The organism is Pseudomonas sp. Van50 (assembly GCF_055390755.1).
Genome location: NZ_AP024343.1, coordinates 4,293,984 through 4,314,485 on the forward strand (window position 1 = coordinate 4,293,984; position 20,502 = coordinate 4,314,485).

Annotated in this window: 16 protein-coding genes and 1 pseudogene; 10 read left to right on the plus strand and 7 right to left on the minus strand. The window is 61.7% G+C overall.

Annotated features, from left to right (window positions below; translation table 11 throughout):
- The first annotated feature begins 9 nt into the window (after positions 1–9).
- On the plus strand, positions 10–447 hold the full coding sequence (locus ACZ5M5_RS17990) for a type 2 periplasmic-binding domain-containing protein (RefSeq protein ID WP_060741927.1): 438 nt from the start codon (positions 10–12) through the stop codon (positions 445–447).
- 8 nt (positions 448–455) lie between these two features.
- Here the strand turns inward: ACZ5M5_RS17990 and ACZ5M5_RS17995 are convergent, their stop codons facing one another.
- A complete protein-coding gene (locus ACZ5M5_RS17995) occupies positions 456–2,828 on the minus strand; it encodes a bifunctional diguanylate cyclase/phosphodiesterase (RefSeq protein ID WP_464737725.1) in 2,373 nt (790 codons plus the stop codon).
- Between the two features lie 355 nt (positions 2,829–3,183).
- Between ACZ5M5_RS17995 and ACZ5M5_RS18000 the strand changes: the two genes are divergently transcribed.
- Both ACZ5M5_RS18000 and ACZ5M5_RS18005 read left to right on the plus strand, forming a co-directional pair.
- Positions 3,184–4,194, plus strand: a complete 1,011-nt coding sequence (locus tag ACZ5M5_RS18000) for a response regulator (RefSeq protein ID WP_464737726.1) — start codon at positions 3,184–3,186, stop codon at positions 4,192–4,194.
- 3 nt (positions 4,195–4,197) lie between these two features.
- Positions 4,198–5,151: a sensor domain-containing diguanylate cyclase gene (locus tag ACZ5M5_RS18005; protein WP_464737727.1), complete on the plus strand. Its 954-nt coding sequence runs from the start codon at positions 4,198–4,200 to the stop codon at positions 5,149–5,151.
- A gap of 158 nt (positions 5,152–5,309) precedes the next feature.
- Here the strand turns inward: ACZ5M5_RS18005 and treA are convergent, their stop codons facing one another.
- Positions 5,310–6,935 (minus strand): alpha,alpha-trehalase TreA, encoded by a 1,626-nt coding sequence (treA, locus tag ACZ5M5_RS18010; protein WP_464739416.1) that lies wholly within the window; start codon positions 6,933–6,935, stop codon positions 5,310–5,312.
- Between the two features lie 302 nt (positions 6,936–7,237).
- Here treA and ACZ5M5_RS18015 point away from each other — a divergent pair.
- From ACZ5M5_RS18015 to ACZ5M5_RS18035, 5 genes and pseudogenes are all read left to right on the plus strand, one after another.
- Positions 7,238–8,246: pseudogene (locus ACZ5M5_RS18015) on the plus strand (zinc-binding alcohol dehydrogenase family protein).
- 17 nt (positions 8,247–8,263) lie between these two features.
- Positions 8,264–9,790 carry a UxaA family hydrolase gene (locus tag ACZ5M5_RS18020; RefSeq protein WP_464737728.1) on the plus strand — a complete coding sequence of 509 codons (1,527 nt, stop codon included), beginning with the start codon at positions 8,264–8,266 and terminating at the stop codon, positions 9,788–9,790.
- A gap of 166 nt (positions 9,791–9,956) precedes the next feature.
- Entirely contained in the window at positions 9,957–10,670 is a 714-nt protein-coding gene (locus ACZ5M5_RS18025) for a FadR/GntR family transcriptional regulator (protein WP_464737729.1), read from the plus strand.
- 273 nt (positions 10,671–10,943) lie between these two features.
- Positions 10,944–11,264 carry an isochorismate lyase gene (locus tag ACZ5M5_RS18030; protein WP_060741920.1) on the plus strand — a complete coding sequence of 107 codons (321 nt, stop codon included), beginning with the start codon at positions 10,944–10,946 and terminating at the stop codon, positions 11,262–11,264.
- Between the two features lie 335 nt (positions 11,265–11,599).
- Complete coding sequence (locus ACZ5M5_RS18035) at positions 11,600–12,130, plus strand: AidA/PixA family protein (RefSeq protein ID WP_060741919.1); 531 nt, start codon at positions 11,600–11,602, stop codon at positions 12,128–12,130.
- Between the two features lie 89 nt (positions 12,131–12,219).
- Here the strand turns inward: ACZ5M5_RS18035 and ACZ5M5_RS18040 are convergent, their stop codons facing one another.
- From ACZ5M5_RS18040 to ACZ5M5_RS18060, 5 genes are all read right to left on the minus strand, one after another.
- Positions 12,220–12,441 carry a formate dehydrogenase subunit delta gene (locus ACZ5M5_RS18040; protein ID WP_060741918.1) on the minus strand — a complete coding sequence of 74 codons (222 nt, stop codon included), beginning with the start codon at positions 12,439–12,441 and terminating at the stop codon, positions 12,220–12,222.
- Positions 12,438–15,314, minus strand: coding sequence for a formate dehydrogenase subunit alpha (gene fdhF, locus ACZ5M5_RS18045; RefSeq protein WP_060741917.1), 2,877 nt, complete (start codon positions 15,312–15,314; stop codon positions 12,438–12,440). Before fdhF ends, ACZ5M5_RS18040 begins: the two co-directional genes overlap by 4 nt.
- Positions 15,311–16,870 (minus strand): formate dehydrogenase beta subunit, encoded by a 1,560-nt coding sequence (locus ACZ5M5_RS18050; protein WP_060741916.1) that lies wholly within the window; start codon positions 16,868–16,870, stop codon positions 15,311–15,313. The genes fdhF and ACZ5M5_RS18050 overlap by 4 nt, the downstream gene beginning before the upstream one ends.
- Positions 16,864–17,346 carry a formate dehydrogenase subunit gamma gene (locus ACZ5M5_RS18055; RefSeq protein ID WP_060741915.1) on the minus strand — a complete coding sequence of 161 codons (483 nt, stop codon included), beginning with the start codon at positions 17,344–17,346 and terminating at the stop codon, positions 16,864–16,866. The genes ACZ5M5_RS18050 and ACZ5M5_RS18055 overlap by 7 nt, the downstream gene beginning before the upstream one ends.
- Before the next feature lie 308 nt (positions 17,347–17,654).
- Positions 17,655–18,548 (minus strand): LysR family transcriptional regulator, encoded by an 894-nt coding sequence (locus ACZ5M5_RS18060; RefSeq protein WP_060741914.1) that lies wholly within the window; start codon positions 18,546–18,548, stop codon positions 17,655–17,657.
- 125 nt (positions 18,549–18,673) lie between these two features.
- Here ACZ5M5_RS18060 and ACZ5M5_RS18065 point away from each other — a divergent pair, with 125 nt between their 5' ends.
- Positions 18,674–19,120, plus strand: a complete 447-nt coding sequence (locus ACZ5M5_RS18065) for a cyclophilin-like fold protein (protein WP_103308531.1) — start codon at positions 18,674–18,676, stop codon at positions 19,118–19,120.
- Positions 19,121–19,145: 25 nt separating this feature from the next.
- On the plus strand, positions 19,146–20,174 hold the full coding sequence (locus ACZ5M5_RS18070) for an alpha/beta hydrolase (protein ID WP_060741912.1): 1,029 nt from the start codon (positions 19,146–19,148) through the stop codon (positions 20,172–20,174).
- Positions 20,175–20,502 lie beyond the last annotated feature (328 nt).

The window sequence follows — 20,502 nt, forward strand, 5'->3', positions numbered from 1 at the left end:
GAGCAGGCCATGTGGGTTGTGAGACTCATCGGATTCGCCATGGCGGGGCTCGCCCTGTGCGCCGCCAGCGTTGCCGTCAAGGCCGACGTGGTGGTGGTCGTCGCCGCGTCCAGCCCGGTGAAGACGCTCGCGCGCAATCAGGTGGCGGATATTTTCCTGGGCAAGGCCAGTCGTTTTCCCGGCGGCGGACAGGCGATTCCCATTGACCAGACAGAAGATTCACCAACCCGCGATGAGTTCTACACAACGTTCACCGGCAAGTCCGCAGCCCAGCTCAAGGCGCATTGGTCGAAAATTATCTTCACCGGCAGGGGCCAGCCGCCGCAGGCGGTTTCGAGCGGGGCGGAGGTCAAGAAACGTATCGCAGAGAACCCCGACACCATCGGCTATATCCAGGCACGGGAGCTGGACGGCAGCGTCAGGGCAGTGCCGCTCGAGTCGCAGTGAGTACGGCTCTACGTACCGAGCCCCGTGCCAGCCGCCTGGGCTTGCAGCAACAGCTTGAACTGATCGGCGGGCACCGGTTTGTTGAAGTAGAAACCCTGGAACTCATCGCAGGCGTTATCCCGCAGGAAATCGGCCTGCTCCTTGGTTTCCACGCCTTGGGCCACCACGGTCAGGCTGAGGGTCCGGCCCATCGCGATGATGGCCTCGGTCAGGGCTTTGTCTTCCGACACGCTGCTGGTATCGCAGATACACGAGCGGTCGATCTTGATGACATCCAGCGGAAACTGCTCGAGCGCGGAGAGCGACGAATAACCGATCCCGAAATCATCGATGGCGATGCGGACCTGCAGGCGCTTGAGCCCGGTCAATACATTCAACGCCCTCTTGACGTCCTGCATGAGCAGGCTCTCGGCGATCTCCAGCTCCAACAGGCGCGCGTCCATACCGGTTTCGGCCAGTATCTCGGCCAAGTCCGTCAACAGGTTCTCATCGGCGAACTGCCGAGCCGTGAGGTTCACAGCGACCCCCAGGTGTGGCAGCCCTTGTCGTTGCCAGGCGACGTTTTGCCGGCAGGCAGTCTTGAGCACCCACTTGCCGATCGGCACGATCAAACCGGTCTCTTCCGCGACCGGGATGAATTGCATGGGCGCCACGATACCCAGGTCGGGATGATTCCAACGCAGGAGCGCTTCCATACCGGTGATCTGGCCACTGGGAATGTCCCGCTTGGCCTGGTAGTGCAGTTGGAACTCCTGGCGCTCCAGCGCGTGGCGCAAGCTCAGCTCCAGCGTCAGCCGTTCCAGTGAGTCCGCGTTCAGCTTCGCGGAGTAAAACTGGAAGTTGTTCTTGCCACATTGCTTGGCCTGGTACATCGCGATATCGGCGTTTTTCTTGAGCGTCTGCTCGTCCAGGCCATCCTGTGGGTACACACTGATACCAACGCTGGCGGTCACACGGAACTCCTGCCCCTCGAGGTTGAAGGGCCGGGCTATGGCGGTCAGGATTTTTTGGGCGGCAGTCGCCACGTCGTTGTCCTGCGACAGCTCCGGCAGCAAGATCACGAATTCGTCGCCGCCCAATCGAGCCACCGTATCGCTGCCGCGCAGACACGCCTCGAGGCGCAGCGCGACCTCCTTGAGCAGTTGATCGCCGGCATCGTGCCCCAGGGTATCGTTGACTTGCTTGAAGCGGTCGAGGTCAAGAAACAGCACCGCCAGTTGCCGATCATAACGGCTGGCCTCGCGGATGCTCTGGCCCAACAGCTTGCTGAACAGACTGCGATTGGGCAAGGCCGTAAGGCCGTCGTGATAGGCCAGGTACTCGACACTTTCCGCGTAGGCAATTTTCGCTTCGCCGGCGCGCAAGCGGCTTTGCACCAGTTGCCAGCTCATCCGGGCGAGCAGCCCCGCCAGCAACACCAGCACCAGACTGCCGCCCGTGGCGCGCCACAGGTAGGTATGCGCTTGCTGGTTCACCGCGGCCAGTTGTTCTTCCTCGGACAACCCGACAATCACCGCCAGTGGGAAGTCGTAGAGCTGGCGGGCACTGGTGTAGCGCCACACACCATCCCCCGCATTGATCGCGCGTACGGCTTCGGTGTTTTCAGTGTCCGGTACCACGCTTGCGTAATCGATCGAGTCGCCGGCCGATACGTCCTCTCCACTGCGCCGTGCCCGAAAGACACCGTCAATACCCAACAGGCCGAGCAAGCCGTGATTGCCGAGTTTCGAGGCGTCATAACTGCTGACGAAATAGGCGGCATCGACCTCGACCATGGCGATCCCGGCGAACGCGCCATCCCCGCCATCGAGCCGTCGGCTGAAACGCAACTTCCACTCCCCCGTCACCGGGCTTTTCCACGGACGGCTGATCGACAGCGCCGTGTCCGGGCCCAGCGTTTGCAGCTCATCCTTGGCCATTCGGCTTCCGGCTTCGCTCGGCTGGGTACTGGCGACGACCCGGCCGCTGGCATCGACCACACTGACGTCGAACAAGTAGGGAGAAGGCAACAAGGCGCGAGCCTTGAGCTTGGGCAGCGGGTTGGGCTCCCGCTCGGACTCGTAGGTGTACTTGACGAGCTTGAGGGTCTGATCGATTTCACGCACTGCCCGCAGGATCTGCGCCTCGTAGGTGGCGCCGATTTCCAGGCTCGCCTCGGCGATCCCTTGCTGCGCGCGGGCCTGTTCGACCTTGATCAGGTACAGGGTGCCTGCCCAGATGACCACCAACAGCAGAACGGCCAGCAGCGGGAACAGGATGTAGGCTTCCCTGGCCTGGTCGAAGCCGCGCCGAAACCAATGGCTCGTCCCATCGGCCAGGGCGTTTTCACGATGAACGATATCCGGGGCCGACGTCATTACACTCGCCCGTTGGATCGCCATGGTGTGCTCCCTGCATTGTTCACTGCTGACGGCCTGCGGGTATCCGATGCAGCTACGGCGCGAGGCGTCCGCAGTCCCTGATCGCCGGTACGGAAAGATTCCGGGTCTGCTGAAAACTATAGACCACAAACCGCGCCCGCCATGGCCAATCGCGCGTCGACCGTGGCTTTGCGTGGGGTGTGAATGACGAAGTGCAGTTGACGCCCCTGACTTATTGGTCCAGTTTCTAATGCAACCGAGCCCCGCAGTTTTCGTGCAGGACGCTAAGCTTGATAAACCCGGTTCGTTAATCAAAGGGTCTTTGCAAGCCTATGAATGATGTCAGTAGCCCCTCCTCCCCTGCCATTGGTCACCCATGGTCGTTCCTGTGTCGTTGATTCCCCTGGTGGTGTGTGACGACTCCAACATGGCGCGCAAACAGGTGTTGCGTGCACTGCCGACAGACTGGCCGGTTTCGGTCACCGAGGCGAGCAATGGCCGCCAGGCCATGGACGCCATACGCCAGGGCCTGGGGCACGTGGTGCTGCTCGACCTGACCATGCCGGAAATGGATGGCTACCAGGTATTGGGCGCCTTGCGCGACGAAGGATTGAAGGCGCAGGTCATCGTGATTTCCGGTGACGTCCAGGATGAGGCGGTGCGCCGCGTGCATGAGCTGGGCGCGCTGGCGTTCCTGAAGAAACCGTTCGATGAAAACGACCTGCGCCAGACGCTGGCGCGGCTGGGGCTACTGGCCCACCCCAGCCAGGTGCCGTTGCAGAATCGTTCGGTCACGAACACGGCCATCAGTTTCCACGATGTGTTCCGCGAGACGGTCAACGTGGCCATCGGCCGGGCAGCGGCCCTGATCGCCAAGGTGCTGGGGGTCTTCGTGCAATTGCCGGTGCCGAACGTGAACCTCCTCGAGGTCGGGGAGTTGCACATGGCCTTGACCGACGTCGGCAGCTCCCAGCAACTCACCGCGATCTGCCAGGGGTTTATCGGCAGCGGCATCGCTGGCGAAGCCCTGTTGATCTTCCATGACTCGGAAATCGCCGACATCGCGCAATTGATGCAGCGCCAGAGCGCCGACTATTCGGACCTGGAGATGTTGCTGGACCTTTCCAGCGTCTTGATCGGCGCATGCCTGAGCAGCATTGCCGAACAGATCGACGTGGTGTTTTCCCAAGGCCACCCGCAGATTCTCGGCCAGCACGCGGCCATCGAGGAACTGATCCGGGACAACAGCAAACACTGGAAAAAGACCCTGGCGGTGGAAATCAGCTACAGCCTGGAAGGGCACGATATTCGTTTCGACCTGTTGCTGTTGTTCACGGAGGACTCCGTCGAACGGTTGACCCACAAACTCGCCTACCTGATGAACTGAGCCATGAGCGAATCCATCGATCTGAACGAATTCCACTGGTTGCTGGCCATCGTTCAGAGCATCGACGTCGGGGTGGTGGTGCTCGACCGCGAGTACCGCGTGCAAGTCTGGAACACCTTCATGGAGAACCGCTCCGGGGTGCAGCCCAAGGACGCGCACAACCAGCATTTTTTCAGCCTGTTCCCTGAAATCGATCGCCAATGGTTCAGCCGCAAGGTGGAAAGCGTCGCGACCCTGGGCACGCCAGCGTTCACGGTCTGGGAGCAGCGCCCGTACTTGATGCGCTTCAAGAGTTACCAGCCGATCACCGGCCAGGAAGCGTTCATGTACCAGAACACCACGCTGTTGCCGCTGCGCTCGCCCGACAACACCATCAAGCATATCTGCCTGGTGATCTATGACGTCACCGACGTCGCCACCAACCGGCATCAGCTCCAGGCCGCCAACGCACAGCTGCAGCGACTTTCCAGTACCGATCAGTTGACCGGCCTGTACAACCGCGGTTATTGGGAGGGCAATCTGAAAGCCGCCTACGCCCGGCACCAGCGCTATGGCCATGCGTTGAGCCTGGTCATGCTCGACATCGATCATTTCAAGCGGGTCAACGACACCTACGGCCACCAGGCTGGCGACAAGGTCATCGAGCACGTCGCCAAGCTGCTGCACGAGCATGTGCGCGAGTCCGACGTGGCCGGGCGTTATGGCGGTGAAGAGTTCGGCGTAGTGCTTTCAGACACCGACAAGGCCGGCGCACAGATTTTCGCCGAGCGCCTGCGCAAGGCTATCGAAGCGCTGGAAGTGCAGTTCAACGACCAGACTATCCGCTTCACCGTCAGCCTGGGAGTGGCCGACCTGAGCCAGCCCTCGAACGACCACGCCGAGCTGATCGCCAGGGCCGACCAGGCGCTGTATACCTCGAAGAAGACCGGGCGCAATCGGGTGACGGTGCATGAATAGCGAGCCCACTTTTTTCCAGGATGACGGTGAGATTTGACACCCACCACCCCCCTTGTGGGAGCGAGCTTGCTCGCGATAGCGGCGGTTCAGCAGCATTTGAAGGTGGCTGGCACGCCGTCATCGCGAGCAAGCTCGCTCCCACATGGGTTCATTGGCATTCACTCGCCAAGGGTTGAGGAAGTCTTGCCATATTTACCCAGCAGCTTGAGCGTCACCCCATTCGTCCAGCCGAAGCCGTCCTGCAATTCATATTCGCCACCTCCCCCGCCGTCGCCCCGTCCGGACAGGTCGTATTTCTCCACCAACTTGTTTTCCTTGCGGTAGAGGTTCTCGACCTGCTGCAAGAAGCGACTGCCTACCTGTTGCGCCAACGCGGTGTGCCCGTAGCGGTCCAGCCCTTCCACCGCGACCCATTGCAACGGTGCCCAGCCATTGGGTTCGTCCCACTGCTGGCCAGTGTTGACCTGGGTGGTGGCGATACCTGCGGCACGTAACAGACCATCACGGACCGCATCGGCGGTGCGATTGGCATGTTCGGCGCTGGCCAGGCCGGTGTACAGCGGGAAAAGCGTCGCGGCCGTGAGCTGCTGGCGTTGTTGCTGGCGTTGCCAGTCGTAGTCCACGTAGAAACCTTTGTCGGCATTCCACAAGTGCTGCTCGATGGCCCGCTGGCGCAGTTCGGCGCGCCGGCCGTAAGCCTGGACGCACGGGGCGTTCTGCACCGTCTCGCAGGCTTTGGCGATGGTCTGTTCCAGATGATAGATCAAGCTATTGAGGTCCACGGGCACAATGGCCGTGGTGCGAATACTCGCCAGGTTCTGGCCGTCGTCCAACCAGCGCGAGCTGAAGTCCCAGCCACTTTCGGCGCCGGCGCGCAGGTCACGCCAGACCTCTTCCTTGGGCCGGTCCGGCGCCTGTTCGGCGGTGCGGACATCTTGCAACCAGGATTCCTGTCGAGGCGTCGGTCTGGCATCCCAATAGCGGTTGAGCACACTGCCATCGGCGAGTTTGACCACGTGCCGATCCGCAGCACCGGGCTTGAGTGCCTGGGCGCCCGCCATCCAATAGGCATACTCCTTCTGCAACTGTGGCAGGTATCGCCCATAGGCCTGGTCACCTTCGATGCGCGCCTGCAACGCCACCATGTAGGCGAAGAATGGCGGCTGCGACCGGCTCAGGTAGTAGGTGCGATTGCCGTTGGGAATGTGGCCGTAGGTGTCGATCATGTAGGCAAAGTTATCGGTCATCTGGCGGACCTGGGCCTTATCGCCGCTTTGCTCGAGACCCAGCATGGTGAAATACGAATCCCAGTAATACATCTCGCGAAAGCGTCCGCCAGGTACCACATAGGGCTGCGGCAAGGGCAACAAACTGCTGTAGGCCGGCACCTGGCTGTAGGATCGGCTCAGGATCGGCCAGAGGCTGTCGATGTGTTCCCGGATCGGAGCGCCGGGCTTGGGCGCCGGGCTTTCGGCTTGGCCAGATTCGATGAAGTTGTCTTTCACGAAGGCCTTGATATCGAAGCCGTCGTGGTCACGTCGGGCCAGGTAATCGGCGCGGATTTGCGCCGGATCACGGTTGGGCAGTGCGTCCACGAAATGCTTCTGGTCGGTGAACACCTGCCCACGCTGCACCGCTTCAAAGAGCTCGGGGTAGGCCTGGTCGGGGGGAAGATTGGCCCGTCCCTGGGCGTCGACGTAGCTCCATGTGGCAGGCGGTTGGCTTGAACAGGCCACGCACAGCAGCGTGGCAAAGGAAAGGCTGGTGAGCTCAATAGGTCGCATCAAGGGGTCCATCCTGTTTTTCGTTCCTGACGAACGAGTGACCTGCCGGGATGGACCTGGGTTCAGTCGATGATGCAGTGCCGGGCGACGTCCAGATCACATTGGTCAGTCCAATCTATATTTTTATTAATTGGTCTTGCCAATATTTTTTCCAGCCTGTAGTTTCGGCCCCAAGGTCATGGGTGCAGGTCACCGCTCGCCTACAACAAAAAAGAGAGCCCCGGTCCCGGCAGCCGCGCGCTCACAACCCTCCTCCCGCCTGCAGGCAACCAATGCCTGCAAGCCAGCCAAGGAGCATCGCCATGCTGACAGTCATCTGTAACGAACCCGGCTCGCTCACCGCCATCGAACGTGAACCCCCCTCAGGAAACCGGGGGAGATCCTGATCCGGGTCAAGCGTGTCGGGGTCTGCGGCACCGACCTGCACATCTTCACCGGCAATCAACCGTACCTCGAATATCCGCGGGTCATGGGCCATGAGTTCTCCGGGGTCGTGGAAGGCACCGACGAGGCCAGCGACCTGGCTGTCGGCGATGTCGTCTATGTGATGCCGTACCTGTCCTGCGGGACTTGCATCGCCTGCCGCCAGGGCAAGACCAACTGCTGCACCGCTATCCAGGTGCTGGGGGTTCACTGCGACGGTGCTTTCACTCAATACCTGAGCGTTCCCCATGCGTTCGTGCACAAGGCGGTGGGGGTTCCCTGGACCAGGCCGCGATGATCGAATTCCTCTCCATCGGCGCTCACGCCGTACGGCGCTCGAACATCCAGGCGCAGAAGCACGCCCTGGTGGTCGGCACCGGCCCGATCGGCATGGCGGCGGCGATCTTCGCCAGCCTGCGCGGTGCGAAAGTCACCGTCCTGGATACCCGCGAGGATCGCCTGTCGTTCTGCAAGCAACACCTGAATATCCACGCCGCCGTGCAGATCGGCGAAGGCGACAAGCAAGCCCTGGCCGAGCTGACCGAGGGTGATTTTTTCGACGTGGTCTTCGACGCCACCGGCAATGCCCGGGCCATGGAGCGCGGGTTCGAGTTCATCGCCCATGGCGGCACCTATGTGATGATCTCGGTGGTTCGGGACTCCATCACCTTCTCCGACCCTGAGTTCCATAAGCGAGAAGCCACGCTGATGGGCAGCCGCAACGCCACCCAGGAAGACTTCCGGTACGTCGAGCAATGCTTGCGCGACGGCTTGATTCCGGATGCGGCCCTGAACACCCACCGACTGACGCTGGGCGACGTGCCCCACTCGTTCGCCACCTTGCTCGACCCCACGCAAGGTGTCGTCAAGGCGATCATCGAGTGCTAGGAATCGGAGGACGCCCCATGAACCCGCCTTCTTCTTTGCTTGTTCTGACACCCGGCGATGATGTCGCGGTGGCCCGAGGCGATATCGCCGAAGGTCAGTCGGTGAATGCCGACGGCATCCGCCTGGTCGCCCGGCAGGCGATTCCGTCCGGCCACAAGATCGCCCTGCGCCCGGTGTCGGCCGACCAGCGGGTGCTCAAGTACGGCCAAACCATCGGCCAGGCCACCCAGGCCATCGAGCCCGGCGATCACGTCCACGTACACAACCTGGACATGCCCGCCAACACGGCCGAACACAACGTACGGAACGTCTATGTCCCCACGTCGTTGAGCGAGAACCCCGCGACCTTCGAAGGTTACGTCCGCGAGGATGGACGCGTCGGCACACGCAATTACATCGGGGTCATTTCCAGCGTCAACTGCTCGGCAACCGTCTGCAAGCAGATCGCCAACGTCTTTTCCGCCGAGCGCTTGAAAGACTTCCCCAACGTCGATGGCGTCGTTGCAATCACCCATGGCAGCGGCTGTGGCATGGGTGCCCAGGGCGAAGGGATCGACATTCTCAAGCGAACCCTGAGGGGCTATGCCGATCACGCCAATTTCGCTGGTGTGCTGTTGATTGGGCTGGGTTGCGAGGTCAATCAACTCACCCCGTTGATGAATGAACTGGCGGATCGCTCCGCGGCGCTCAAGGCCAGCCTGGTCATCCAGGACGAAGGCGGCACTCGCGAAGCCGTGCGACGAGGCATCGCCCACATCGAAGCGATGCTGCCCCTCGTCGACCAATGCCAGCGCACAACCGTTACCGCCAGCCACTTGTGCGTCGGTTTGCAATGCGGCGGCTCGGATGGCTACTCCGGTATCACGGCCAATCCGGCACTCGGCGCGGCCGTAGACCTGCTGGTGCAACAGGGCGGCACGGCGATCCTTTCGGAAACCCCGGAAATCTATGGGGCCGAACACTTGCTGACGGCCCGCGCCGCGTCTGCCGACATCGCGGCAAAATTGATGGCGCGCATCCATTGGTGGGAAGCCTACGTCCGCCACAATGACGGTGACATGAACAACAACCCTTCGCCGGGCAACAAGACCGGGGGCATCACCACCATCCTGGAAAAATCCCTCGGTGCCGTGGCGAAAGCCGGTGCGACCGGGCTGATGGGCGTATACCAATATGCGGAAACGGTCGATGCCCGGGGCCTGGTGTTCATGGACACCCCCGGTTACGACCCGGTGTCGGCGACCGGCCAGGTGGCGGGTGGCGCCAACCTGATCTGCTTCACCACGGGCCGTGGCTCGACCTACGGGTGCAAGCCCACGCCCTCGTTGAAAATTGCCACCAACACCCGGCTGTTCCAACGCATGGAGCTGGACATGGACTTCAACGCGGGCGGCATTGTCGATGGCGTGGAATCGGTGGCCCAGGCCGGTGAGCGGTTGTTCCGACTGATGCTGGCGACCGCGTCCGGGCACCGCACCTGCAGCGAGGAAAACGGCTTGGGCGATAACGAGTTCCTGCCTTGGCAGATCGGTGCGGTGATGTGAATGGCGAAGTCATTGCCCCCCTCTCCCTGTGAGAGCGAGCTTGCTCGCCAAAGCGGTGGGTCAGTTTGCATCAATGCTGAATGTACCGCCGCCTTCGCGAGCAAGCTCGCTCCCACCATCAAGCGCCTATGGTAGCCTTTGCGGACTCTCCGATGGACGTCCACCCATGGTCTCACCGATCAACGCCGCCGAACGCAAGCCCTACCAGAAAATCGCCGATCAACTGCGCAACTACATCGCCCAGGGGGATTTCAAGGCAGGTTCCAGGCTTCCCCCCGAGCGCGACTTGACCCAACTGTTGGGGGTTTCCAGGCCGTCGCTTCGCGAGGCGCTGATCGCCTTGGAAATAGACGGCGACATCGAGATCAAGATGGGCTCCGGCGTGTATGTGCGAGCCCGGTCCAAGGACGGAAAAAACCCGAGCATGACCTTGGGTGAGAGCCCTTCGGAACTGATGCAGGCGCGTGCGTTGATCGAAGGCGAGTCGGTGATCCTGGCGTGCCTGCATGGCAAGAAAAGCGACTACCGCTATCTGCAGGACTGCATCGATGCCATGCGCGCGAGCATCGCCAACGGCCTGCCTCCACTGGAGGATGACCGTAAGTTCCATCAGCGCCTGGCCAAGATGAGCGGCAACTCCGCCCTGGTGCGGATCATCACCGCCCTTTTCGATGAACGACACAACCCGATTTCGGCTCACCTGAGCAAACACTCGGAGAATGCCCTGACATGGGAAGCCGCGGTCGCCGAACATGAAGCGATCCTGCGCGCCGTAGCCCACAAGGATGTACTGGGTGCCCAAACCTCGATGCGCCAACACCTGAGCCGTTCGGAGAACCGCTGGCTGCGAGCGCTGGAACCGGAAGACACCGGCGACTAGGCCTGCGGTTTTGAAATTTTGGTTGCCTGATCAAGTGCCATCGCGAGCAAGCTCGCTCCCACAGTTTGATCGGTGGTGCGCCTCGATTTCGCGGCCGATCCAAGCCTCCTGTGGGAGCGAGCTTGCTCGCGATGGCGGCAGCACAGCCACCATCGCTGTCACAAGCAAACGCCCCCGCTTGCCAAACCTGATGGCCTGGATTGGCATTTTTAACCTACATCAGCACATCGGCCCTGGCTGGGCCGAGCCTGCTCAAACAATGGAGCGATCTACATGGAAGTCTGCAATCGGCTGCAACCCTCGGAGTGCGTCAGCATGGAGGACATTCGTGGTGAAATCGATGCCCTCGATCAGGCGGTCATCAAATTGCTGGGCAAGCGTTTTCAATACGTACTCGCGGCCTCGAAGTTCAAGACCTCGGCCACGTCGGTGCGTGCGCCGGAGCGTTTCAAGGCGATGCTGGCGACACGACGGGAATGGGCCGAGGCCGAGGGCCTGAGCCCGGATGCCATCGAAAAAATGTACAGCGACCTGGTGAACCACTTCATCGCCGAAGAAATGAAGCACTGGGCGGCCGATCAAGCCCGGAGCTGATTTTTCCTGCTTCGCTGGCAAGGGCGTCCATCCCCTTGCCAGCGTCCTGTCCTCCGGCGAGATCGGGAGCAATCGCCGACAAAATTCGTACGCCTTTGGCCACTGACGCTACCCGCAAACCACCCAGAATCCAGTGGGTGATCGTCCACGCCAAAAGTAAATCAAAGCCTTGGTTGTGTTGCGCTTCGCTCTGCTTGGCCAGCGTCAAGCATTCGAAATTTGACACTACAACGCTATCACCTATCGTTCCTCTCGAGACCGCACCCAGGGACCGGGTGGCCCGGACGCCTTTGCAGGCGCGGTCGTCAATGTCATTCCCCTCAAGGAGCAACAAAATGTCTGGAACGACCCAAACCATTGATGTGCTGGTCAACGTTGACGCCGATTACCTGCTCGCCCACCCCAACGACGTAGGCGGCGCGATTGCCATGCTGGTGACCCGCAGTGCCATCGACAGCCATGCCAACGTCACCAGCGGCGAAGGCGAAGGCGGTAACGAATTGTGGTTCGACGTAAAACCCGGTGACATCATTCGCTGGCGCGCCACCACGCTGTCGCGCAACTTCGACCGCATCGCATTGATCAAGGACGTCGAGATCGGCGACCCCCACCAGGGCGGTGATTACAAGGGCACCATTTCGAAGCCGACACCGTTCAACATCCCCGGCATCCCCGTGCCTTATCTGGACAACGGCGCCCCCGGCGGTATCGCCAAAACCGATGTGACCTATACCTTCTGGCAGTCCACTGCGCTGAGCCCGGGCAAGCTCTGGTACCAAATCTATTTCGTTCTGCTGGACCGTAACCTGAACCAGATTGGCCCGACCAACACGTGGGACCCCTACATCACCGTCAATAACCAATAACTGAAAGGTACACAGCCCCGACCGACGCCCTCGTCAACGACGAAAGGCACCGGCCGGGGCTGTGTCCAGGCGCTACAGAACGTCCCTTCCTAGGCCGCTTTTTCAAACTCCATCAATGCCGCCAACACCAACGGGTGCAGGACGGCGTCGGGATGCTTCGTTTGCCAGGCCATCAAGTCGCGACACATGGTTGGCGTCCAGAAGCTCTTGATGTGCTGGTACACACCACGCACCGCCACCGCACGGTCCGGCTCACTGGCGAAATACTGACCGATCTGGTTGGCCATCTTGATCAAGCTGTCAGAGCTCATCGACGCACCTCGGCTTTTTCGGCATGGCGACGTTCCCTCAGCAGGCGGCCTTGTTCATCACTGAAGGCCTGGTAACGCTTCTGCCATTCCGAAGGCTGGCTGACCCGTACGATCTCCACCGCTGTCACCTTGTATTCCGGACAGTTGGTGGCCCAGTCCGAGTTGTCGGTGGTGATCACATTGGCGCCCGACTCCGGGAAGTGGAACGTGGTGTAGACCACGCCCGGCGCTACCCGCTCGGTCACCCTCGCGCGCAGTACCGTCTGCCCGGCACGGCTGCCGATACCGACCCAGTCTTCGTCGACGATCCCGCGGTTCTCGGCATCGGTCGGATGGATTTCCAGACGGTCCTCCTCGTGCCAGGCGACGTTTTCGGTGCGCCGGGTCTGGGCGCCGACGTTGTACTGGCTGAGGATGCGGCCGGTGGTCAGCAGCAGCGGGTAGCGGTTGTTGACCTTCTCTTCGGTGGGCACGTAGCCGGTGAGCATGAAACGGCCCTTGCCGCGCACGAACTGCTCGATGTGCATGGTCGGCGTGCCGTCCGGCGCGGCATCGTTGCAAGGCCATTGCAGGCTGCCGTGGCGCTCCAGTTCGGCGTAGCTGACGCGGGTGAAGGTCGGCGTCAGGCGGGCGATTTCATCCATGATTTCCGAAGGGTGGTTGTAGTGCATCTTGTAGCCCAGGGCATCGGCCAGAGCGATGGTGGCTTCCCAATCGGCCTTGCCGGCCAATGGGTCCATCACCTTGCGAACGCGGGAGATACGGCGTTCGGCGTTGGTAAAGGTGCCGTCCTTCTCCAGGAACGAGCTGCCCGGCAGGAACACGTGGGCGAACTTGGCCGTCTCGTTGAGGAAGATGTCCTGGACGATCACGCATTCCAGCGCGGACAGCGCGGCCGTCACATGCTGGGTATTGGGGTCGCTCTGGGCGATGTCCTCACCTTGGCAATAAAGCGCCTTGAAGGTGCCGTCCAGGGCCGCTTCGAACATGTTCGGGATACGCAGGCCCGGGTCGGGTTGCAGGGTGACGTTCCAGGCTTGCTCGAACTCGGCGCGGACCGCTTCGTTGGAGATGTGCCGATAGCCTGGCAACTCGTGGGGGAACGAGCCCATGTCGCAGGAACCCTGGACATTGTTCTGTCCACGCAGCGGGTTCACCCCGACACCTTCGCGACCGATATTGCCGGTCGCCATGGCCAGGTTGGCGATGCCCATGACCGAGGTGCTGCCTTGGCTGTGCTCGGTGACGCCGAGACCGTAGTAGATGGCCGCGTTACCGCCAGTGGCGTAGAGCCGTGCCGCGGCGCGGATCTGCTCGGCAGGTACGCCGCAAACCGGGCCCAGAACCTCAGGCGAGTTTTCCGGCAGGCTGACGAAGTCGCGCCAGCGGGCGAAGTCCGTCGCCTCGCAGCGGGCTTCGACAAAGGGCTGGTCAATCAAGCCCTCGGTGGCAATGACATGGGCCAGCGCATTGAGCATCGCCACGTTGGTGCCGGGACGCAGTTGCAAATGCAGCTCGGCGCGGGCGTGGGGCGAATCCACCAGATCGATGCGCCGTGGGTCGATGACAATCAGTCGCGCGCCCTGGCGCAGGCGGCGCTTGAGCTGGGAGCCGAACACCGGGTGCGCATCGGTGGGGTTGGCGCCCATCACCAGGATCACGTCGGCCTTCATCACCGAGTCGAAATTCTGGGTCCCGGCGGATTCGCCCAGGGTCTGCTTGAGGCCGTAACCGGTAGGCGAATGGCAGACACGGGCACAGGTGTCGACGTTGTTGTTGCCGAACGCGGTGCGCACCAGTTTCTGCACCAGGTAGGTTTCTTCGTTGGTGCAGCGGCTGGACGTGATGCCGCCGATGGAGTCGCGCCCGTACTTGAGCTGGATCCGGCGCAGTTCGCTGGCGGCGTAGGTGACCGCCTCGTCCCAGCTGACTTCCTGCCACGGGTCGTTGATGTGCTTGCGGATCATCGGCTTGGTGATGCGATCCGGGTGCGTGGCGTAGCCCCAGGCGAAACGGCCCTTGACGCAGGAATGGCCATGGTTGGCCTGGCCGTTCTTGTCCGGGACCATGCGCACCAGTTGTTCGCCTTTCATCTCGGCGCGGAACGAGCAACCCACGCCGCAGTAGGCGCATGTGGTGATGACGCTGCGCTCCGGCTGGCCGATTTCCACAACACTCTTGTCGATCAGGGTCGCCGTCGGGCACGCCTGTACGCAGGCGCCGCAGGACACGCATTCGGAATCGAGGAAGTTGTCCCCCCCGGCCGCTTCCACCCGGGAATCGAAGCCGCGACCGCTGATGGTCAGGGCGAAGGTGCCCTGGATTTCCTCACAGGCACGCACGCAACGGCTGCAGACGATGCACTTGCTCGGGTCGTAGTCGAAATACGGGTTGGAAACGTCCTTGGCCTCGTCCAGGTGGTTGGCACCTTCGTAGCCATAGCGCACTTCGCGCAGGCCCACCTGCCCCGCCACGGTCTGCAATTCGCAGTTGCCATTGGCCGAGCAGGTCAGGCAGTCCAGCGGGTGGTCGGAAATGTACAGCTCCATCACATTGCGTCGCAGCGTCGCGAGCTTGGAGGTTTGCGTGCGCACCACCATGCCCTCGGTCACCGGCGTGGTGCAGGACGCGGGATAGCCGCGCATGCCGTCGATTTCCACCAGGCACATGCGGCAGGAGCCGAAGGCTTCAAGGCTGTCGGTGGCGCAGAGCTTGGGAATGGTGGTGCCGAGCAAGGCCGCGGCACGCATGACCGAGGTGCCGGAGGCGACGCTGATTTCGCGCCCGTCGATGGTCAGGCTGACCTGCACGGCGCTTTCACGCGCCGGGGTGCCCAGGTCGATGTCGGTGCTGGGATCGAAGATGGTAATCATTGGTCGGCCTCCGTGGTCGCCAGACCGAAGTCGGCGGGGAAATGCTTGAGGGCGCTGGCGACAGGGTAGGACGTCATCCCACCGAGGGCACAGAGCGAACCGTATTGCAGGGTGTCGCACAGGTCCTGCAGCAACAGGGCCTGTTCCTGACGGGCACCGGCTTCAGTGCTGGCGATCAAGCGATCCACCACTTCCACCCCACGGGTGGAGCCGATCCGGCATGGCGTGCACTTGCCGCAGGATTCCTCGGCGCAGAACTGCAAGGCGAACCGGGCCATCTGGGCCATGTCCAGGCTGTCGTCAGCGACCACCACACCACCGTGGCCGAGCATCGCGCCCATGGCGGCGAACGCTTCGTAGTCCAGCGGCGTATCGAACTGCGAAGGCGGCACCCAGGCACCCAACGGCCCGCCCACTTGCGCGGCCTTCAGCGGGCGACCGCTGGCGGTACCGCCGCCGTAACCTTCCACCAATTCTCGCAGGCTCAGGCCGAAGGCGCGTTCCACCAGGCCACCGTGACGGACATTGCCGGCCAGTTGGAACGGCATCGTGCCCAGGGAGCGGCCCATGCCGAAGTCGCGATAGAACTGTGCGCCCTTCTCCAGGATGATCGGCACCGAGGTCAAGGTCAGCACGTTATGCACCAGTGTCGGCAATCCGAACAGGCCTTGCAGTGCCGGCAGCGGCGGCTTGGCGCGCACCGTGCCGCGCTTGCCCTCGAGGGATTCCAGCAGCGCCGTTTCCTCGCCGCAGATATAAGCGCCGGCACCGACCCGCACTTCCAGCTCGAACACGCGGCCACTGCCGTCGACGTTCGCGCCCAGGTAACCGGCCTCACGGGCGATGTGCAGCGCGTCGTTCAGGGTACTGACGGCGTCCGGGTACTCCGAGCGCACGTAGATATAGCCCATCGTCGCGCCTACGGCGATGCCGGCGATGATCATGCCTTCGATCAGCAGGAAGGGGTCGCCTTCCATCAACATACGGTCGGCGAACGTGCCGGAATCGCCTTCGTCGGCGTTGCAGACCACGTACTTCTGCGGCCCCTGGGCATCACGCACCGTGCGCCACTTGATGCCCGCCGGAAACGCCGCGCCCCCCCGGCCACGCAGGCCGGAGTCCAGCACGCTGGCGACGACATCCGCGCCGTCCATCTGGATGGACCGGGCCAGGCCCAGGAAGCCGCCCCGGGCACGGTAGTCGTCCAGGGACAGCGGTTGCGTGATGCCGGCGCGCGCGAACAGCAGGCGCTGCTGACTCTTGAGATAGGGAATCTCCTCCACCGGTCCCAGAGCCAGCGGATGGCTACCAGGATCGCCGGCCAAGGCATCCAGCAGGCCCGGCACATCGGCCGGCGTGACAGGGCCGAAGCCCAGCCGGACGCCGGCGCTGTCCAGCTCCACCAATGGTTCCAGCCAATAGAGGCCACGGGAACTGGTGCGCAACACCGTCAGCGGCAGCTGGCGACGTTCAGCCTCACGGACCAACGCATCGGCCACCTTGTCCGCGCCCACGGCACGGGCTACCGAATCACGAGGGATACAGAGCGTCAGCATGCGCCCTCCTCCATGCAATCATTCACCAACTGACGCAGACGCTCGGGCGTGATCCGGGCATGCAGCTCCCCGTCCAGCTCCAGGGCCGGCGAGCAGACGCAGGCACCCAGGCAATAGACCGGACGCAGGCTGATACTGCCGTCGGCGCTGGTGCCGTGATCGTCCAGCGCCAATTGCTCGCGCAACTGCGCAGCCAGGGCTTCGGCGCCCATGCTCTTGCAGGACTCGGCCCGGCACAGGCGAAGCGTATGGCGCGCCGGCGGCGTGGTGCGGAAATCGTGGTAGAAACTGATGACCCCGCGCACTTCAGCCAGGCTGAGGTTCAGGGCGTGGGCGATCTCCGGGACGGCGCTGTCGGGGACATACCCGCAGCCTGCCTGGATGGCATGGAGAATAGGCAGCAAGGCACCGGGGGTGTCCTTTTCGCGCGCAAGCACGCTATGGATCAAAGGCAGGTGAAGCGTCTCATCGGGCATAAACGTACCTCGGCATCTCGAACGACACCGCCGCATGGCGGCAGCCGTCCGGAGTCTTGGCTGCGGCGTCCGGCCCACGTCACGGTAGCGTGGCACATCCGATCGCCATTCTCGCTCTCCGGCCAGGTGTCTTTGGCGCACCTGGTCCGGGGCATCCTCACAGCTTGCCACTCCCGGGGGTTGGCGATTGCACATGGACGACGAAACGTGTTCTGAAAGCGACTCCTTGAAAGCCGTCCCCGTGAATCAGCGTGCCTGAACAAGTATAGACACACGCCGTATCCGCTTATTCGAACCGTCACTTCCCCTTAATGGGTTTGGCGCAATGCATTGGCAACCAGCGTGAATGCAGGCGAAGGTTGCCGTCGGCTGGGATAGTACAAATAGTAGCCAGAAAACGGCGGGCACCAATCTTCCAGCACGCGCACCAGCCGCCCCTCTTGAAGATGGGGTTCAAACTCCTCCTCAGGCAGGTAGGCAATGCCCAGCCCGGCCACCGCCGCCTGTACGATATGGGTCGACGTGTTGAAAATGAGCTGGCCGTCTACTCGCACGTTGACCTGTTTGCCTCGCCGTTCGAAATCCCAGACATAGAGCCCACCCGATGTCGGCATACGCTGGTTGATGCAACGATGGTTCATCAAGTCGCGTGGATGCCCGGGAACCGCGCGAGTGGCGAAATACGCTGGCGCAGCCACGGCCGCCATCCGCAACGGCGGGCCGATCGGGACTGCAACCATGTCCTTGTCGATGGTATCGCCCAGACGCACGCCCGCATCGAAACGATCCGCCACGATGTCTCGAAATCCGTAGCTGACGTCGAACTCGACATTGATATCCGGGTAGTCGTGTAGCAACCCGATCAGTTTGGGCAGCAAGGTCGTGCGCAAGACATGGTCACCGCAGGTGATGCGTACAGTGCCTGCAGGCTTGTCGCGCATGTCCGTGAGCATATCCAGCTCGGCTTCTATCTCATCGAAGCGATTACCGATGGCCTGCAACAGCCGATCGCCGGCAATGGTCGGCGAAACGCTGCGGGTGGTCCGCGTCAGCAACCGGATCTGCAAGCGTGCCTCCAGGCCACTGATCGCCTGGCTCAGCGCGGATTGTGTGACACCCAGCACCCCCGCAGCTCGCGTGAAGCTGCCTTCGCGCGCCACGGTGACGAAAGACAGCAGATCGTTGAGATTTCTTTTGACCATGGCAGCAGCACTTCAAGCCGATTGATTAGCCATGCTTATAGCCTTGTTAAGCACTCATTAGCTAGTCGCATAACTGCTCCCAGGTCACCATGAACCCTATGAACAGAAATACATGCACCGTTGCGATGAGATGGGCCCGGCTTGGTTTGCTGACCGTGATGCTCGTGCCTGGCAGCTACGCAACGCTCAAGGGTGCCGCGTCGGCATCTTCAAAAAGGGAGAACACGGCTATGTGGATGACCGTCGGCGAACACCGCTTCGCCATCGCCTTGGCCGACAACGCTGCCGCCCGCGCGTTTGTCACGTTGTTGCCGCTGACGTTGCAGATGAGCGATCTCAACCGTAACGAGAAATACGCCCCCCTCCCCCAAGCGCTGCCTGCCGAAGCAAACAAGCCGGGAACGATCCGCAATGGCGACCTGATGCTGTACGGCACGGACACCCTGGTCATCTTTTATACGAACTTCAACTCGACCTACGCCTACACACGCCTGGGACAAGTGGACGACACCGCGAAACTGGCTCAAGCGCTGGGCCGGCGGAATGTGCAAGTGACGTTTTCCCAACATTGATTACTCCGCATCAACAGGATTCCCAATGAAGAAGATCATCGTTTTACTCACCCTTCTTGTCTGTTCACTCTCAGCAACAGGAGCCGATATGTCCAACGGCGCAGATAACTTTTATACCAGCGACGACGTGACCGTACAGAAGGTCAATTTCAAGAACCAATATCAAATGAACGTGGCAGGCAACCTGTTCATCCCGAAAAAACTCAATGGCAAGGCAAGAAGTCCGGCGATTGTCGTAGGCCACCCGATGGGCGCAGTCAAGGAGCAGAGCGCCAACCTCTATGCCACGAAAATGGCGGAAAGAGGCTTCGTGACCCTCTCCCTGGACTTGTCATTCTGGGGCGAAAGCGAGGGGCGACCGCGCAATGCAGTCTCACCGGATATCTATGCCGAGGACTTCAGCGCCGCGGTGGACTTTCTCAGCGCCCAGCCTTTCGTCGACAAGGAGCGCATTGGTGCCATCGGTATCTGTGGCAGTGGCAGCTTCGTGATCAGCGCAGCCAAGATCGACCCGCGCATGAAAGCCATCGCAACGGTGAGCATGTATGACATGGGTGGCGTCAATCGCAACGGATTGAAGCACTCCCAAACCCTCGAACAACGCCGGGCGATCATCGCCCAAGCCACACAGCAGCGTAATGTGGAGTTCGCGGGTGGTGAAACGCTTTACACCAGCGGTACGGTGCACCAGTTGGACGACAATACTCATCCTATCCAACGTGAGTTCTATGACTTCTACCGCACCCCGCGCGGTGAGTTCACGCCCTCCGGCTCGTCCAGAGACCTGACCACGCACCCTACGCTGACCAGCAACGTCAAGTTCATGAATTTCTACCCGCTCAACGACATCGAGACCATTTCGCCTCATCCGATGTTGTTCATTGCCGGAGCCGATGCACATTCCAGGGAGTTCAGCGAGCAAGCGTATGAACTCGCCGGCCAGCCGAAGGAACTTGTCATTATCCCCGGCGCCGGGCATGTCGATCTTTACGACAGGGTCAACCTCATTCCTTTCGATAAATTGACGAGCTTCTTCCAAAGCAACCTGAAGTAATACCTGGCCCAGTCGATTTATCTATAAGTGACCTATCGATCTACCCCCGCCTAATCTGCCTGGACGCCTGCGGCTCCCAATCTCGCATCGCCGGCAACAGCGCAGTCCCTCGTTTTCGAACAGCGGCGCAATTGCGCCATCGTCAGGCCCAGCAACCCACAGAGCTGGGCCAGGCGGTCGACCGTCAGCCGACAGTTGCAAATGGAAAATGTTTGCTCGGCGCTGATGGCAGAATGCCGTTGGCTTGGCTACCATTTTTCAACGACGCATCCCCTTTTCGGGGTTGGAATTGTTTCTGGTGTACATCAACGAGCCAGTCAGAGCGTTC